Source organism: Marinobacter sp. B-21, assembly GCF_056857895.1.
The window spans coordinates 1-17,174 of sequence record NZ_JBSXNZ010000080.1; the positions used below are offsets into that span (position 1 = coordinate 1).

15 protein-coding genes are annotated in these 17,174 nt (G+C 58.8%); 8 read left to right on the plus strand and 7 right to left on the minus strand.

The genetic code is table 11. The features are described from left to right. Positions 1-1,115 (minus strand): IS91 family transposase (locus tag AC13C0_RS12910; RefSeq protein ID WP_482954517.1); only part of this gene is annotated, 1,115 nt, incomplete at its 3' end. Between the two features lie 529 nt (positions 1,116-1,644). On the opposite strand from AC13C0_RS12910, the gene AC13C0_RS12915 reads away from it, so the two are divergent. From AC13C0_RS12915 to AC13C0_RS12935, 5 genes are all read left to right on the plus strand, one after another. Continuing rightward, complete coding sequence (locus AC13C0_RS12915) at positions 1,645-2,094, plus strand: DUF4124 domain-containing protein (RefSeq protein ID WP_227539267.1); 450 nt, start codon at positions 1,645-1,647, stop codon at positions 2,092-2,094. A gap of 61 nt (positions 2,095-2,155) precedes the next feature. Beyond that, positions 2,156-3,010 carry a DNA ligase gene (locus AC13C0_RS12920; protein ID WP_341580820.1) on the plus strand — a complete coding sequence of 285 codons (855 nt, stop codon included), beginning with the start codon at positions 2,156-2,158 and terminating at the stop codon, positions 3,008-3,010. 151 nt (positions 3,011-3,161) lie between these two features. Further along, positions 3,162-3,485, plus strand: coding sequence for an ElaB/YgaM/YqjD family protein (locus tag AC13C0_RS12925; protein ID WP_341580819.1), 324 nt, complete (start codon positions 3,162-3,164; stop codon positions 3,483-3,485). Between the two features lie 32 nt (positions 3,486-3,517). Then, positions 3,518-4,003, plus strand: coding sequence for a hypothetical protein (locus tag AC13C0_RS12930; protein ID WP_341580818.1), 486 nt, complete (start codon positions 3,518-3,520; stop codon positions 4,001-4,003). Positions 4,004-4,171: 168 nt separating this feature from the next. Further along, positions 4,172-4,750 (plus strand): porin family protein, encoded by a 579-nt coding sequence (locus AC13C0_RS12935; RefSeq protein ID WP_341580817.1) that lies wholly within the window; start codon positions 4,172-4,174, stop codon positions 4,748-4,750. Positions 4,751-4,789: 39 nt separating this feature from the next. On the opposite strand, the gene cysK is transcribed toward AC13C0_RS12935, so the two are convergent. From cysK to AC13C0_RS12950, 3 genes are all read right to left on the minus strand, one after another. Next, entirely contained in the window at positions 4,790-5,761 is a 972-nt protein-coding gene (gene cysK, locus AC13C0_RS12940) for a cysteine synthase A (protein ID WP_482954518.1), read from the minus strand. A 42-nt stretch (positions 5,762-5,803) separates the two neighbouring features. Continuing rightward, positions 5,804-8,677, minus strand: coding sequence for a transporter substrate-binding domain-containing diguanylate cyclase (locus AC13C0_RS12945; protein WP_482954519.1), 2,874 nt, complete (start codon positions 8,675-8,677; stop codon positions 5,804-5,806). A gap of 110 nt (positions 8,678-8,787) precedes the next feature. Next, positions 8,788-9,231, minus strand: coding sequence for a methylglyoxal synthase (locus AC13C0_RS12950; protein ID WP_117618738.1), 444 nt, complete (start codon positions 9,229-9,231; stop codon positions 8,788-8,790). Between the two features lie 87 nt (positions 9,232-9,318). On the opposite strand from AC13C0_RS12950, the gene AC13C0_RS12955 reads away from it, so the two are divergent. Continuing rightward, positions 9,319-10,104: an ATP-binding protein gene (locus tag AC13C0_RS12955; protein ID WP_117618737.1), complete on the plus strand. Its 786-nt coding sequence runs from the start codon at positions 9,319-9,321 to the stop codon at positions 10,102-10,104. Positions 10,105-10,144: 40 nt separating this feature from the next. Here AC13C0_RS12955 and AC13C0_RS12960 read toward each other — a convergent pair whose 3' ends face one another. Genes AC13C0_RS12960 through pdsR form a run of 3 tightly spaced genes read right to left on the minus strand, consistent with a single transcriptional unit; the run spans position 10,145 to position 14,217 of the window. Further along, positions 10,145-11,452: a DUF3422 family protein gene (locus AC13C0_RS12960; RefSeq protein WP_117618736.1), complete on the minus strand. Its 1,308-nt coding sequence runs from the start codon at positions 11,450-11,452 to the stop codon at positions 10,145-10,147. 17 nt (positions 11,453-11,469) lie between these two features. Continuing rightward, a complete protein-coding gene (locus tag AC13C0_RS12965) occupies positions 11,470-13,512 on the minus strand; it encodes an ATP-binding protein (RefSeq protein ID WP_482954520.1) in 2,043 nt (680 codons plus the stop codon). Positions 13,513-13,515: 3 nt separating this feature from the next. Further along, entirely contained in the window at positions 13,516-14,217 is a 702-nt protein-coding gene (gene pdsR, locus AC13C0_RS12970) for a proteobacterial dedicated sortase system response regulator (protein WP_117618734.1), read from the minus strand. Positions 14,218-14,554: 337 nt separating this feature from the next. On the opposite strand from pdsR, the gene AC13C0_RS12975 reads away from it, so the two are divergent. Next, positions 14,555-16,564 carry a marine proteobacterial sortase target protein gene (locus AC13C0_RS12975; protein WP_482954542.1) on the plus strand — a complete coding sequence of 670 codons (2,010 nt, stop codon included), beginning with the start codon at positions 14,555-14,557 and terminating at the stop codon, positions 16,562-16,564. Beyond that, positions 16,561-17,157 (plus strand): class GN sortase, encoded by a 597-nt coding sequence (locus AC13C0_RS12980; protein WP_117618733.1) that lies wholly within the window; start codon positions 16,561-16,563, stop codon positions 17,155-17,157. The genes AC13C0_RS12975 and AC13C0_RS12980 overlap by 4 nt, the downstream gene beginning before the upstream one ends. Positions 17,158-17,174: the final 17 nt, after the last annotated feature.

Genomic DNA, 17,174 nt, shown 5'->3' on the forward strand with positions numbered 1-17,174 from the left:
TGCCGCTCACAGACCGAGCAGTGGGTCTGCTTCTGACTGTCGGGAAAACGGCCAAGATAACCTTGCCACCGAACCGGCTTCGGTTGGCGAACCGGCGCTTGCCCCACGTCCGCCCGGGCCTGGTCCAGCTTGCCCCGGCAGGCAACCGCATACAGACCATAACTGCGCACAATGTTCAGCCCCTTGCGGGGCACATGCTGCAGTAACCGCCCGGCAAATTCGCCCGTACTCAGGCGTTCCTTCCGGCACCGTTTACGTCCGCCATCCGGGTTGTCCCGGTGCGCATGGTAGCGGAACAGGACATCGTTCTGGTCGGTCCGGAACCTTGACAACTGACTCGGGCGCATCGGCCCGCCCCGCACGTAGCGGGCCAGGTATTCCACCACGCCTTCCGCGTTGTCATAACGCTCTCGAAGGTTCACATTCCAGGGCTTACGTCCCAATCGGTTAAACAGGTTGTGGCTGCTCGTCGGTGTCTCACCGTCCGGTAGCGACAACTCCCCGCAATCCACGGCGGATTTCAGCTGCGCCAGGAAGTGCCCACGATACTTGAACATGACCGCCCGGATCGGCAGAAAACAGTTCCTGACCGGCAACCGCCACAGCCCCTGATCGTCCAGACCACCCTCGGTAATGGCGCAATGAATATGGGGGTGCAACGTGAGCGACCGCCCCCAGGTGTGCAAAACGCTCAGAATGCCAGGTTGGGCCCCCAGGTACGCCGGATCGCTCAAAAAACACATCAGCGTCTCTCGCACGGACTGGAACAACCAGCGAGTCATCCGGTCGGTGTTGCGGCGCCAGTACGGATGCAATTCGTGCGGCAGGGTAAAGATCACATGGCGATGGGGGTGATCAATCAGGCGTGACTTCTGGCCCTCCAGCCAACGCTCAAGCTGAATCCGGTTGCATTGCGGGCAACTGCGGTGGCGGCAGGAGTTGTACCAGACCCGCTGGACATGCCCCTCGGGGCAGCCCTGTATGTGACCGCCCAGTGCCGCCGTGCGGCACAGCACCATCGCCCTGGCCGCGCGATGAACATGCGGTGGCAGAGGCGTCTTCTCCGCCAGGGCCGGATACCCCCGGCCCATCACCTCTTGTAGTATCGTCTTCATCCTTGAAAACCCTACTCAGTAATCGATGATCAACAAAGATCTCAGGCGCGCTCCCCGCGCTTGCGCGGCTAGTTCAACAGCTAATTATACGAACGCGTTCGTATATCACCCGTTCGTAAAACTCCACTCAAGATTTCTCAGGAAAACGCCTGATTCTCTCTCAAAAACAGAGTCTTGAGAACCATTTACCATGGCTACCGCCGGAGTTATACGCTCATTCCTGAGCCACTCCCGCTCTTGGTCATGGGCGTATAACTCCGCCCTTCCTGTTCCAACTTTTCAACCCTATCAGATAGTTACCTTATTTTCACACTCGGTGTTTTGGAGTTTTGCGAACGCGTTCGTATAACTGCGGCAGTCCGTTCATACCTGCAGGGTAGCCTACAAACCTGGAAGCGCCCCAAATGGCGGTTTTTGTTGCGTCGTTCATGGTGTTGGCGGGGGCTGCGGTGATAGAGTTTTCGCCTATCGTGAAAGCCTTTCGTTGGTAAAGGCGCCAAGGAAGCAAATAGTTGAAAAGGATTTCTGTGTGAAAGCATTAGTGGTTTTAATGTTCCTCTGCTCCATCCCCCTCTCCGCAAACGCGGGTGTCTACAAATGGGTGGATGCCAACGGCCAAACCCATTTCGGAGATCGCCCACCGGCCCAGGCGACATCAAGTGAAGTTGCGGTTAATGCCGCTCCGGCCAATGCGGATACGGGTGCCCGGGAACGCCATCAGAAAATGACGGAATTTCTGGAGCAGCAGCAGGCGGAACGCAAGGCGCGGCGGGCGGCTGATGCCAAGGCTAAGGAGAAAGCGGAGAAGCGTGCCGATGTTTGCCGAAAACTTCGGGCGCGTCTCAAGTATCTGGCCAGCGTCTCAACTTTTTATGACCTCAACGATCAGGGTGAGAGGGTCTTCGTGAGTGAGGCTGAGAATACCCGTATTCGTGAGGATTTCCGGGAGAAGGTGAGGAGCACCTGCGGAAACGAATAACGACCTGTTGATCATTATGGCCGGAACGGAATATCTGGCCCAGTAGAGCAAAGGAGCTGCCATGCTTTCCCGATTGTTTTGTACCGTGCTTCTGGTGCTGCCTTCCTTCTTGCCTTCCCCCGTGGCCTGGGCGGAACCACCAAAGCTCACACTCGCCAATGTCTATCAAAAAGGCATGCCGCTTGAGGGCTACTGGGTCAGTGAAAAGCTCGACGGGGTGCGAGCCTACTGGACCGGTGAGCGCTTTCTTTCCCGTGGTGGTCACGAGTATCGGGCGCCCGGGTGGTTTACCAAAGGGTTTCCGGCGCGTCCCCTGGATGGCGAGCTCTGGATGGGGCGTGGCCGTTTTGCGGAATTATCGGGGGCGGTGCGTCAGGTGGTTCCGGTAGCTGCCCAGTGGCGGCAGGTTCGCTTCATGGTATTTGATCTTCCGGATCAGGAGGCTACTTTCGATCAGCGTCTGGCCCGGCTGAGGGCATTGGTCGATAGGGTCGGATCACCCTATATGGTGCTTGTGGAGCAGCAGCGGGCGAGCACCCATGAGAAGTTGATGCGGCGTCTGGAAGAGGTGGTAGACAGCGGGGCAGAGGGGTTAATGCTGCACCTGGGGGCCAGTGGTTACCGAAGCGGTCGCTCGAATGACCTGCTGAAAGTGAAGCCGTACCAGGATGCCGAAGCGGTGGTGGTTCGTCACCTGCCGGGCAGTGGCAAATACGAGGGCATGATGGGGTCACTGCTGGTCGAGCTCGAAAATGGCCGGCAGTTCCGGATTGGTTCCGGGTTCAGCGATACCGAGAGGGCGTCCCCACCAGAGCCCGGAAGCACGATCACATTCAAGTATTATGGTCTTACGGCCACTGGTCTGCCCCGTTTTGCCAGTTTTCTGCGAGTCCGCAATGACGAACCGATGGATTAAGTTACAGTAACGCGCGCTCGAATATACTGTGCTAATTTTGGGGTAGGCGCTTCGCTGTTACGTTGTTGGGTTCAATAACTGGCAGAGGTTGTACTGTATTATGGAAACGCCACATCAGCGGTAAATCGATTGTTCAAGGAGGCAGAAGAAAATGGAAGCAAAATCTACCCAGGACGACTACGACCAGGTAAAGCGGGATCTGCAAGCGCTCCGGGACGATTTGTCCAAACTGACCCGGACTGTTTCGGAAAGCCAGAAAAGCAACATCAGCAGCCTCAGAGATGAAATTCGTCGCGAGAGCCGTGAGGCCTTGGATCAGGTCAAACAGAAAGGCGATGAAGTATTGCATCGCGCAAAGGATGCTGGAGACAAAGCCTTTCATGACGTTGAGCACAAAATTGAAGAACGGCCGTTCCTCAGCATTATTATCATGTTCCTGGCCGGTATTCTGGTGGGCAAACTGCTTGATCGCTGATCATGCTTGATTCTGCTCAGGTTCAGGGTGCGTTGCGCAAGGCTGCCGCTGCCCTCATTGGCTTTGTATTGGCGATGGTCTTGCTCACCACCCTGTTACTTACCGGGTTTTATCTTCTGGTTCAGGCAGTAATCCTGGCACTGTCCCCCTTGCTTGGCGAGGCCGGAGCCATGGGGCTGGTCGGGTTCGTCTGTGTCTTTTTCCTTGCGCTCTTTTTTCTGCGTTTAACTCGCCCAGCTTTTTCGGGCAAACGCCGTAAAGAGGCCAATGGCAAATCGGGTTCCGGTATTGACGTGCTTCGCGACCTGATTAAGGAAAATCCTCTGGAGGCGGCCCTGATGGCTTTTGCTGTGGGGATCGCGGAACAGGGAGACCCCCGACTTAAATCATTGCTGCTGCAAGGTGGCATGGTTCTGATGAAACGGGCGGACTCCGGAGTAACTGATAACAGCGCGGGCACCGGTGAGGCTTCTGCTCAAGATAACAACTCGCCGGCAGATCAAGGGACGGCCCCTTGACTTGATCGCCTTTCTCCTTTTTGGTTAATCCAGGATTACCAATTCTTAGGCCGGTTTTAACCCACTTCAGGCACAACCCCTAGTAGGGTGAGTTCGGGTAATTGAGAGACTGCTTTCGGTTACCCATGGAATGAGAAGGACATCTGAACTCACCAGGAGGAAAGCCTTATGAATTCCGGAATCCGTTTCGCCTGTGCAGCATTTTTCACAGCATCTGCCTTTTCTGTCCCCGCCGCCCTGGCTCAGGGCAGCGAGGAGCGAGATCAGTCAGGCCCATACATCAGCGGTAGCTACGGTGGTTACAAAGCCCACGGTGGAGAGTTTGAGGACGAGAACGACCTGCTTGGCGCAGCCCTTGGCTACCAGTTCAATCCGTTTTTTGCTCTGGAAGCGGAGTACATCGATTTTGGGAACTTCGGCGAAGATGATGTGGAAGGCAAACTCAAAGGAGTTGGCCTGGGCGCGATTGGTCGTCTGCCGTTGACTGACAGCTTTGGTGTATACGGCAAAGCCGGTGTATTTGCCTCGGCCTTTGATGTGGACGCCTTCGACGAGAGCGAGACTTACGATGAGGTGACGCCCTTTGTGGGTGCCGGTGTGGATTTCCGCGTAACGCAGCAGCTGACGGCGTTCGCGGAGTACAACCGCTACAACGTTGACATTGATGAAGAAGATTTCAACGGCCAGGTGACCAACAGCGGGCCGGAGTTTGATACCGGCCGAGTTGGCCTGAAGTACCAGTTCTGATGAGCACAAGGCGCAGCACAAGGCTGCGCCTTTTTTTCCTTACTGCACGTTCTCCAGCTCACCAAACTGGTCAGCAAACAGGGCTGAGGAAAGATAGCGTTCTGCCGAATCCGGCAATACCACGACGATGTTCTTGCCTTTGTGCTCCGGCTGCTTGCTCACCCGGACCGCCGCGACAACGGCGGCACCGCAGGAAATGCCGCAGAGAATGCCTTCCTCCTGCATCAGCCGGTGGGCCATGTCCATGGACTCCTCATTGGAAACGGTTTCCACCTGGTCAACCAGTTCCAGGTCCAGATTCTTGGGTACAAAGCCGGCGCCAATGCCCTGAATCTTGTGGGGCGCAGGTTTGGGATCTTCCCCATTCATCACCTGGGTGATGACCGGTGAATCCGTGGGCTCGACGGCGACGGTGGTGATCTTCTTGCCACGGGTGTCCTTGATGTAGCGGGACACACCGGTCAGCGTGCCGCCGGTACCGACACCGGCCACGAAGATGTCCACCTCACCGTCCGTGTCATTCCAGATCTCCGGGCCGGTAGTGTCTTCGTGAATCCGTGGGTTGGCAGGGTTCTGGAACTGCTGGGGCAGGAAATGGTTGTCCGGGTCGGAGGCGAAAATCTCTTCCGCCCTGGCGATGGCGCCCGGCATGCCTTTGGCTGGTTCTGTAAGCACCAGTTCCGCCCCCAGGGCCTTCAGGACCTTCCGGCGTTCCAGGCTCATGGAGGCGGGCATGGTCAGGATCAGTTTGTAGCCGCGGGCAGCAGCCACGAACGCCAGTGCGATGCCGGTGTTGCCGCTGGTGGGCTCCACGATGGTCATGCCCGGTTTGAGGGTGCCCCGTTTTTCGGCGTCCCAGATCATGGCCGAGCCGATCCGGCACTTAACGGAGTAGGCCGGGTTACGGCCCTCAATCTTGGCCCAGATGGTGGCGCCGTCATTGACCCGGTTCAGTTTTACCAGCGGGGTGTTGCCGATGGAGAGTGAGTTGTCCTCGTAAATACGTGCCATGGTTTTCTCCTTATCCTTGTTTTGTGTCAATCTTACCACCACTCAGGAACTGACCGCTCGCGCCTCCAGCCGGTTCCGACCATTTTCTTTGGCCTGGTACAGGGCCTGGTCGGCCTGTCTGAGAAATTCCGCCGGTGAGTCATCCGGCCCCGGAATACCGGTCGCCAGACCAATGCTGATGGTCAGCTTGATATCGTTGCCATCGCAAATACTGCAGGCATTTGCGACAGCCTCCCGGAAACGCTCCAGGCGGTTACGTATTTCATTCCTGTCCTCGTAGCTGGCAAAAATGACGAATTCCTCGCCCCCAAAACGCGAGAGCCTGTCTGTTTCCCGCCGGAAGTGTTCGCGCATGGTGTTTGCCAGAGTTTTCAGGCAAAGATCTCCGGCTTCGTGGCCATAACTGTCGTTGATTTTTTTGAAATGATCCGCGTCTATCATTGCGACCGCGAAGCCCGAATTGTGGCGCTGACACCACTGGAAGCTCTTGCGGAACTCCTGGTCAAAGTAGCTTCGGTTGCCTAATTGCGTCAGGTCGTCCGTTACGCTTAGACGTGCGAGCCTCTCATTGGCATCAGTCAGGTCTTTATTGAGGCGGTTGAGTTTCCGGTTCCAGTGAACCAGCAGAGCGGTAATCAGCACGCCAGCGACCAGCAGTTGCCAGGTCAGGGTGTAGTCCACGGATTGCTTGAGCCGTAAGTTCCGCCACTGCCGTTCAAGGTCTTTCCGCTCCTGGGCGGTGAGGCTGGAAACCAGTTTTTGCATGATGCCCAGAACAACAGGCTCGTCCTTTCTCGTTGCCACGGAGAGTGACCAGTCTGCGGGAACTCTGCCAATTACTTTCAGATCGGCAAGGCCAAGTTCCTGCATGTAGTAGCTGGCAGTTGCCAGCGTTGTGATGTAGCCGTCCAGCTCATTGCTTTGCAGTTTCCTTAGCCCGTCTTGTTCGTTCCCGACTTCGATAAGATTGAGAGAGGGGTAGCGGTTCTGCAAAAGCTCCGCGAACGCGTAATCCTCGACAACGCCAATCCTCTGGCCCCGCAGATCTCCCACGCGCTCGATGAAGGGGGCTTCAATCCGGCCAAGAACAACAGTCGGCACCTCAAGGTACGGCTCGGTAAAATTCAGGAATCGGGACCGTTCAGGGGTCTTCATTGCCATCGTGAAGATATCGCACTTGCCTTGTCTGGCGGCTCTCATGGATTCTTTCCAGCTGTCTGTGCGAACCAGCTCAAACCGCACAGGTGCACGTTTTGAGAACAAGCGGGCCACCTCGGCGGACAATCCGGTATGGTTGCCTTCGGCGTCTATGCCTTCAAGTGGAAACCAGTGTGGATCAACACACATGTTTAACTGACTGTTATGGGCTTCCAGCCAGGCCAGCTCTATTGCATTCAGAGTCACCTCACCCGTTTCAGCTACCTGCCGGTCAACGCTGGCTCCCAGCCAACGGCTCTCGATCGCATGCATCTCTTCAGCGCTGATGGCTGACAGTGCCTGATCAAGAATGTCGGCCAGCGGGGCGAGTCCGGGCCTTACCCCGAAACGGAGATCTTCGCCAGCCTGGCCCTCCAGCATCAGTTCACCCGCGATTCGTACTCCGGGGATACCCAGCTCCCGTATCCAGAAATTGCCATTGGGCAAAGCGGCGAGAACCACATCGACCTCGTCTCTGGCCAGGGCCTGGAACATGGCGTCCTGCGTTGTGAATATCCTCGCATTGTCACCCAATGCAGCTCTGACGGGTTTTTCGTAATAGATGCCGGAACCCAGCGCTACGCGTTGCCCCCTGAGGTCGTCAAGTGTCTCCAGTCTCAGGGACGGGTCATGGGTAAAGGCAACATTGGGAATCGTGTGGTAAGGCTGGGTAAAGCGAGTGAAGGTCTGACGTTCGGGTCTGAAAGACATGTTGGCCAGAAGATCAATTTCGCCGTCACGGAACAACGGTAACAATTCGATCCACTGCCCTTCGACTGGAATCACCTGCAATCCGGTCAGGTCCGATATGCGGTTAAGCACATCAATACTCAAACCGTGAATACGGGTGCCGCTTTCAAAACTGTAAGGGGCATAATCCCGCATTAAACCTACGCGAACCGGACCGGTTTCCGAAATAAACCGGCGCTGTTCCGGGGTCAGGGTAAATTCTGTGACTTTGTTGAGGTTGTTGCCGCCGAATTCCCGCCAGCGCTCAAGCAACTCCTGTATTCGCGGTTGTGGAATCTGTTGCAGGCCACGACTGATCTTTTGAAAGAGGTCCTGGTTGGTTTTCAGAACTCCAATGCGGAAATCCTCGTTAGAGAGCTCTCCGAAGGGGGCCGCACCGGCGATCTCGAGAAAGCCGAATCCAGCTTGGCTAGCGTAGTACTGGAGAGTCAGCCTTGGACCGACAATAACATCCACCCAGCCAAATGCGAGTGCCCGGATAAGGCTGTATAGAGAGTCGTAGGTAGTGATGGAAATACCCTGACCTGCCAGGGCATCGCGATAATAAACGTCACGTACCAAACCTACTCGACTGCCTTTGAGGTCCTCTATCGTGCTGATCTTTCCGATCGGTGTCTGGGTATTGTGCATCAGGAAGGTCTGACGCAGGTGGTACGGCTCAGTAAACAGGATTTTTTCAGCGCGATCTGGATGGAACGAAATTCCGTCGATAACATCAAGCTCTCCGCGCAGGAACGCATCGTAGATCTCCGGCCAACTGCCAGCTCGGAAGACGAAGTTCAGACCGGACTGCCTGGCGACCTCCCGGAGAACATCGACGGAAAAACCGGAGGCCCCCGGACCGTCATCAAAGGAATAGGGTTTGTTATCACCGACAATGCCGACAGTTATCGTTTCGTTCGACTGCTCTGCCGTTGCCAGCGGCGATGCGGGCAGCAGACACAGAACCCAGAAGAGAGCAACGGCCACGCTCAAAAACCGATGTTGGAGGAAAGTGGCATGACTATTCATTGGCGTGCCGGCGGTCCGTTACAGCTACCTTATCAGTGTAGTCATAACCACTGGCCTTGCCTAATGCCTCAGGCGCCGACCGGGCGACCGGTGTAATCGGAGAAATCCGGTTTTTTCGGCTGGTGCTGGTCGTCAGTCATGTAGGCAGAAGTCAGGATGAATTCCGCCGTTGCCCGGTTACAGGCCACGGGAATGTTCCAGAGTGCCGCGATCCTTAGCAGGGCCTTGATGTCGGGGTCATGGGGCTGGGGTTCGAGGGGGTCCCAGAAAAACACCAGCAGATCGATTTCGCCCTCGGCAATCTTGGCGCCGATTTGCTGATCTCCCCCTAACGGGCCACTGAGCAGGCAATGAATGTCGTCCCGCTCCAGATTGTCCCGCAACAGCCGGCCGGTGGTGCCGGTGGCATAGAGTTTCAGCGGAGCAAAGCGGGTGCGGTTGTCCGCGACCCAGTCCACCAGTTCCTTTTTCTTGTTGTCGTGTGCCACCAGGGCAACGGATTTTACGGCCATTTGGGGTAAAGTCTCCTTTTCAACCGGTTATAAACAGAGTGTTCAGTGTTTCACAGGCTGACACGGGACGGAATAGGAAAGAGGTGTATGTCCGGAACTGTATCTATAGACTGGCAAACCACGCCGGCGGCGGTCTGGCGCCGTCACCGCTCCGGTCTGCGGGCGATTCGCCGGCTCGATCCGGTGCAATGGCAGGATCTCGCCGGCATCCGCCGGCAGCAACAGGCACTGGCCCGCAATACTGAGCGTTTTCTCGCCGGTGAGCCTTCCAACAACGCTTTGCTTTGGGGCTCCCGGGGCACGGGCAAGTCGTCTCTGATCAAGGCGCTGCTGAATCGCTACCAGGAGCGCGGGCTGCGGATGATTGAGGTGGACAAGGATGATCTGGTGAATCTGCCGGAAATCGTCGATGACATCTGCGATTTGCCGTTCCGGTTCGTGATCTTTTGCGATGATCTGTCGTTTGATGTCGGCGAGACTGGCTACAAGGCCCTGAAAAGTGTGCTGGAGGGCTCCCTGGAATTGCCGCCGGAGAATGTGCGGGTGTATGCCACCTCCAATCGCCGGCACCTGATGCCGGAGTTCATGTCTGACAACCTCAAAAGCGAGATGCGCGACGGTGAAGTACACCCGGCGGAAGCCATCGAGGAGCAGGTGTCGCTGGCGGATCGCTTCGGCCTGCAGCTGTCGTTCTACGCGTTTTCTCAGGAGATCTACCTGCAAGCGGTGGATGCCCTGTTTCCGGAGGTGGCCGACAGGGAGAGCCTGCACCGGGAGGCCATCCGTTTCGCCACCGCCAAGGGTGTCCGCAATGGCCGCACGGCCCAGCAGTTTTACCGGCAGTTTGCCGGAGAGGCGGGCGCCGGCAGTTAGCAGCCTGTCAGCCTTAAGTCCGACAGGCTGCTGGTGTCGGCTACTGCTGTTTCGCCATTTTGATGAAGTGATGGTGAACCATCCGGACGCCAAGGAACACCAGGGTCATGACCACGGGAATGGCGACGCCGAGAATCAGTGTTTTGTTGACGGCGAAGCCTGCCTCGTAAATCGAATCCAGGCCAAACTTGAGCAGCCCGATCAGGTAGTAGGTAATGGCCACCACCGAGAAACCTTCCACGGTGTGTTGCATCATCAGCTGGATCCTGGAGCGTCGGTCCATGGAACTGAGCAGTTGCTGGTTCTGGCTCTGAATGGCCAGTTCCACCCGGGTCCGCATCATGTCCGAGGCCCGGTCCACCCGGCGTGACAGGTCTTCCAGGCGTTCGCTGACCGCTTCGCAGGTTTTTACCGCCGGTGTCAGCCGGCGGGTCATGAATTCGGTGAGGGTCAGGTGGCCGGACAGTTCGTCCTCCCGCAGTTCCTCCAGTCGGGTCAGCACCAGCCGATGATAGGCGCGGGTGGCGGAGAAACGGAAGGTGGAGTGGGCCCGGAAGGCCTCAATGCGGGCGGCGATATTGGTCAGTTGGGCGAGCAGCTTTTCTTCATCAACTTCCTGATTCTCGGCAAGAGACTGGGTGATCACCGCCAGCTTTTCGTCCATATCATTCAGGGATGGGGTGATTTTCCGGGCTACCGGCAACGCCAGCAGCGACATCAGGCGATAGGTCTCAATCTCCATCAGCCGCTGGGTGAGGCGCCCGAGTTGGCTGTCGGACATGTGGTGGTTCATCACCATGAATCGCCCAAACCCGTCGCTGTGCAGCCTGAAGGTGCCCCACACCCGGGCGGCGCCTTCCTGGGGGCTGCTGCCGACCAGGCGCATGCCTTCAAAGTGTTTGCGGACATAGTCCAGATCCCCCTCGGTTCCGTCTGCGGCTGGTCGTATTTCCAGGTGAAAGGCGGCGATCACGGTGCCGGACAACTGCTCCAGCCAGCCTTCCGGAAGCGGTGTAATGCCAGCTTCGGTGAAGGGGGCCTTGTTGCTGGCGGCCAGATTGATGAAGGTGTAGGAGGCAAACTCCATGTGCATTTCACGGCGTACCCGGAGGGAACCGAACGTGTGCTCAAAACAGCCTGTTTCGTGCTCCGGCACCGGCTGGCCCAGCACCCGGTGCAGCTCCTGCAGGTGCCGGAACTGCTGCTGGCGCTGTTCCGGGGTGGTCAGCACCGCCATCTGGGTGACCCGTGCCGGAGTTGGCAGCACCTGGAAGGGACGCGAGTGCAGCTCGTTATAGAGTTCGTTGCGAAGTGGATGAATGTCGAGGGAGTCCAGTCGTGCGCTCACGGCGGTGCAGTCCTGTTTCAAGAATGGATGGCGGGGATAATAACGCGGAAGCATACACCGTCAATGCCACCTTGGGTGCGGTTCAGTGCGTCCACACGGCCACCATGGTAGTCGGCAATCAGGCTGACAATGAGCAGGCCCTGGCCCAGGTGGCCCTGTTCCTGCCCTTCCCGCAGTGATACGAAGGGGCTGAAGATGTCTGTGGCGGGGCTTTCCGGCAGGGCGGAGCCCTCGTTGAAAACCGACAGGCAGAGGCCATCGGTTGTGGCTTCCAGTCCGACTTCAATCAGCCCTTTTTCCGGTGTGAAATCCCGGGCATTGTCCACCAGTTTGTCGAGCAGCTGCACCATCAGCTCCGGCGAACCGGTCATCTGCAGGCCCGCTTCCGGACCGGAATAACGGATTCGATGGCCGCTATCCAGTGCCTGGTAGGCGGCGGTGGCCTGGGTTGCGACCTCGGCCAGGTCAAATGGTTCCTTGTCGGCGTGGTCCAGGCTCTGTTCCAGCCGGGCGGCTTCACTCATGCCATGGAGTATCTGCCGGAGACGTTCGGTGGCCGAGGCTGCCCGCTCAATGTATTGCCTGCGCTCGGCCTCAGAATCGCAATGGCTGAGGTTTTCCAGTGACGAGCGCACCACGGCAACTGGTGTTTTCAGTTCATGGGAGAGGCGCCGGGAAAAACTTTCCAGGTAGCGGTTGTAACCATGGAGGCGATCCACCATCAGGCTGAAATGCCTTTGCAACTGGCCCAGTTCATCCTTCGCACGGGAGTCCGGCACCGTACCGGTTATCCGCCCATCCTCGTCAATACTGGCGCTGACCGCCCGTTGCAGCCGGGTAATGCGCCACGACAGCCAGCTGGCGTAGCCGAGCAGCACCAGTGTCAGGGCCACGATAATGAGGGTGCTGCGGGCAATGACTGAGCCGAGCGTAGAGCCGGACAGCGTCAGGAGCTGATCCAGGGACTGTTCCAGGATCAGTGTGCGGCCACCGAACACCGGCCGGGTGGTCAGTAGCCAGACGCTGTCATCCTCGTGGCGAACCAGGCCTTCGCCGGGGAGTGTGTCGGTGTCTATCCGGTTTCTGCCGGTCTGGATGGCCGTTGGCTCCGGTTGGTAAAAGCGCACCAGCGCCCGGAGTGCGTTGAGACTGATCTGTTCCATCACCTGAAGCGGGCTGAGGGTGTTGAATTTCGGACCTGGCGGGGTAGAAGCGGCACTCTGCCTCGCAATAACCCAGCCTGCCGGTTCCACCAGACGGGCGCGCTGGCCCCGGTTCAGCTGCGGTTCAAGTTGCCGTTCAAGGGCCAGGTTACGGCTGACCAGTACCGGCAGCGGGTCGGTCGGGGTTGAGACCGCCATTTCCCGGTTCCCGCTCCCTCGCTCTCCCCAAAGGGCCGCAAAACCAAGCCGACTGCGGCCCTTGGGCATGGGTAACCTCAGCTCGAGTTGCCAGCCATCGCCCGCACCTTGCCAGAAGCTGGAAAGCCGGTAGTCCGGTTTCAGGGTGGCCCCGGTCAGGCCATAAACCTGCCCTGGTGCTGGTGTGCGGATCAGCCAGGAAAGTGCTGACTGGTCAGGCGAAACGCTTTGGATGTCGGGCTTCAGCCACAGTCTGAGCCGGTCGTGGGGCTGGTCCGGATTACCGGGGTTGAAGAACACCGGCTGGCGTGGAGTGACACGGACCAGCAGGTACAGGTTTTGCTGGTCGGTGGCGGCCTGCCAATGCAGGGTTGGCAGGCCGGAGCCGGAAGCGTTGCTGCTCTGCCAATTCCGGAGTGGGTTTTCTTCGTCATAGCCCGGCCAGTCGTCGCCATAGCCGTCCAGGTTGATGGTACCGGTGAGAGGTTCAACGTAAATCGCGGGTTCACCAGAGGCCACTGCGGGCATGCCGATCATCAGATCGCCGGCGGTCTCGGCCAGCCGTTCGGCCTGTTCCCGGAGGTGTTGCCGGGCCTGTTGTCGCAGGGCATCGTCCAGCTCCAGGACAAACTGCAGACCTGCCCAGGGAATCAGCAGCATCAGCAGGCTGGCAACGAGCAGCTGGCGCTTCAGGTTCAAGGCTCAGACCTCACGGGCATTCCAGCGATAGCCCATGCCGTAGGCGGTCTGGATGCCATCGAAGGTTTCATCCAGCTGCAGGAACTTGCGCCGGATGCGTTTGATGTGGGAGGTCACGGTATTGTCGTCCAGCACCGTGCTGGCGGCTTCCATCAGCTGTTCCCGGCTGCGGACGTGGCCCGGGTGCTGAACCAGTGAATACAGCATCCAGAATTCGGTCACGGTCAGGTCGATGGGTGCATCGTTCCAGGCGACGGTCATGCGATCCACGTTGAGGGCGAGTTGGCCCCGTTGCAGAACTTCGTCCGGCTTCTGTAGGGCTTCGGCCCAGGCATCGGCCCGGCGCAGCAAGGCGGTAACCCGGGCCAGCAGGTGGTCCAGGCTCATGTCTTTGGTGACGTAATCGTCGGCGCCCAGGCGCAGGCCGTGCACCGAATCGATGTCGCTGTCCCTGGCGGTCAGGAAGATGATGGGCAGGGTTTGCGACAGTGAGCGCAGGTCCTGGCACAGGGCAAAGCCGCCTTCCGGCTCGTCTCCCAGGCCGACATCAATAATGGCCAGATCCGGCAGCGATTGTCGCAGCACCTGCCAGGCCGATGCCCGGTCGCCATGGGCAGATACCCGGTAGCCGCGGCGCTCGAAAGCGGCGCGGTAGTTGTCGCGGATGGCGGGTTCGTCCTCAATCAGAACAAGGTGTTTCTTCATGGTGTCGGCTGTTTCCCCTGGCCGGTGAGTATCTATTTAACCACGGCAGGTATTGATGACAAGGGCGGAGGGCGTTGTTGCCATAATTCATCATTTTTTGTGGCCGGTTTGTCGCATTCTGCCATGGGAGTTCCTTTCCGGATTGCTGAAATGGGGGTGTTTCGCTCAGTCATGCAGTCAAAAGGATTCCGCCATGATGCTTTCTAACTCCCTTTTACGGTTTTACTCCCCCGTTTTCGGAAAGAGCCGCGCACTTGCCTCAGTTTTTACGCGCTTTCAGAAACTTAACTCCAGGCGTGTTTGGGAGGGGGTAAGCCTCTGGTTCGCTGTCTTGCTGATGCTGTTTGTGCATCCTCTTTATGCCGAGGCGAATGTAACAGACAACGTCGGCCAGCTTCACTTTGTCGATGGCCAGGGTCAGTGGCAGGAACCGGCGCTGGTGCTGGGCAGTGAGTTTGATATCCGGGTCAGCGGGTTGATTGCCGACACCCGGCTGGTGCGCAGTTTCCGGAACACCAGTGACCAGTGGCGGGAGGGGGTGTTTGTGTTTCCGTTGCCGGAGAAGGCCAGTGTGTATGGCCTGACGATGAAGGTGGGGGAGCGGACGATTGAGGGCAAGGTGCAACCGAAGGAGATGGCCCGGCGAACCTATGAGAAAGCGAAACAGGCCGGGCAGCATGCGGCGAATGTTGAGCAGCAGCGCCCGAATCTGTTCACCGCCCGGGTGGCCAATATTCCGCCGGGGGAGACGGTGTCGGTGGAGCTGAATTATCAGCAGCCGGTGGGGTATCAGGCCGGGGTGTTTGAGCTGAGTCTTCCCACCACGCTGACGCCCCGTTATATGCCCGGAACACCCATCCGGGCTTCAACGGATCAGTGGCAGGGTGGCTGGGCTTTGCCTACGACCGAGGTGGCGGATGCCGATGCCATTAGCCCCTTTACCGTCAAGCCGGCCGATGTGGCAGGGGACAGCCACCGGGCGTCGATTGAGTTGTTGATTGATGCCGGACTGCTGCTGGAGGAGGTTTCCAGTCCGTCCCACCAGTTGACAACCAGCCAGGCCAGCCAGGATGGCCTGGCGGTCACGGTGCGGCCCGCTGAGGGCAGTATTCTGATGGATCGGGATTTTGTGGTGCGCTGGCGGCCGCGGGCGGGCCGGGAGCCTTCTGCGGCGGTATTTCATCAGTCATGGCAGGGAGAGGATTATCTGCTGGCTATGCTGGTGCCGGGTCAAATCGGCAAACGCGTTCTGCCCAGGGAGCTGGTGTTCGTGATCGACACGTCCGGGTCCATGGCCGGGGAGTCCATCCGCCAGGCCCGCAGTGCCTTGCAGGCGGGTCTGCAAACCCTGACACCCCGGGACAGGTTCAATGTGATCCGGTTCAACAGCCAGACCCACGCCCTGTTCATGCAGCCGGAGGTCGCCACCGGCAATAACCTTGCCCGTGCCCGTCAGTATGTGGCTCGCCTGAGGGCCGATGGTGGCACCGAAATGGCACCGGCGCTGTCGCTGGCTTTGCAGGATCGCGAGGGCAGGGAAGAGGAGTCACCACGGGTACGCCAGGTGATTTTTATCACCGATGGTGCGGTGGGCGATGAAGCCGGCCTGTTTCGTCAGATCCGTCAGCAGCTGGGTGACCAGAGGTTGTTTACGGTGGGCATCGGTTCGGCCCCGAACCGGCACTTCATGCGGGAAGCCGCTCGCTGGGGCCGGGGTACCTATACCGCGATTCACTCGGCGTCGGATCTGAGCGGGCCTCTGCAAGCGCTGTTCTCGGCCATGGAAGCACCGGTTCTGACGGATATCCAGGTGCAGTGGCCTGGCCAGGAGGCGGGTGTTGAGAGTTTTCCCCGACGCGCCGGCGATCTGTTTCAGGGCGAACCGCTGATTCACGTGGCGCGTGGTGTTTCGGCCATGGGAGAACTCAAGGTGTCGGGTCGTTTGCCGGGTGGCGAGGACTGGCGGAAAACCCTGGATCTGCAGCAGGCAGCACCGGGAACCGGGCTATATCGCCTTTGGGCCAGAGAGAAAATCGATAGTCTGCAGGATGAGGCCAGGGTATCCGGCCAGGAGCCTGACAAAGCGGCTATTACGAAGCTGGCGGTCGCTCATGGATTGATGTCGGCCTACACCAGTTTTGTGGCAGTGGATACAACCCCGGTTCGGGATGCGGGAACGCCATTGGCCCCGGACAACCTGCCCACGTTGTTGCCGGCGGGGAGCGAGGCGGGAATGCTCCGGTATCCGCAAACCGCAACCGCCGCGCCCGTGCTGATCGCCCTTGGACTTGTCGGGCTGATGTTCGCCGTCGCGATTGTGCTGCTGCAGAGGAGGGCGTTTCCGTGACCAGGCTGCTGCTGTTGCTGATGACCAGCTCTGCTACCTTGCTGGTATTCGGGTTGTGGATTCCGCTCAAGGCGGTGCTGGCCCAGGAAATGCTTGAGGTTGCCTGGGCAGAGAGCCAGGCCCGGCAGACGGAATCACGGCCCTGGCCCTGGGCGGACACCTGGCCGGTTGCCCGCCTGGCCATACCGGAGCTGAACGATTCGATGATCGTTCTGGCCGACACTCACGGCGAGAGCCTGGCGTTCGGGCCCGGCCGGCTGGCCGGCGACGACGATGGCAACGGGGCGGTGATTATTGCCGGGCACCGGGACACCCATTTTCGTGGCCTCAATGTGCTGGAGACCGGCAACGAAATCAGGCTTCAGGGCCGCAATGGCCGGTGGCGCAGTTACCGTGTCGAAAACACGCGTGTGGTGGACAGCCGTTCAGAGCTGATTGACACCCAGCGGTTACCGGGTGGCACCCTGTTGCTGGTGACCTGCTATCCGTTCAACAGTGTCGATGCGGGTGGCCCCCTCAGGTACGTGGTGCGGGCGCGAGCCGCCGGGATCACGGCCCCCCGGGAACAAATTGACACTGTCACCAGGATATAAGGTTGGCGTACACTTGT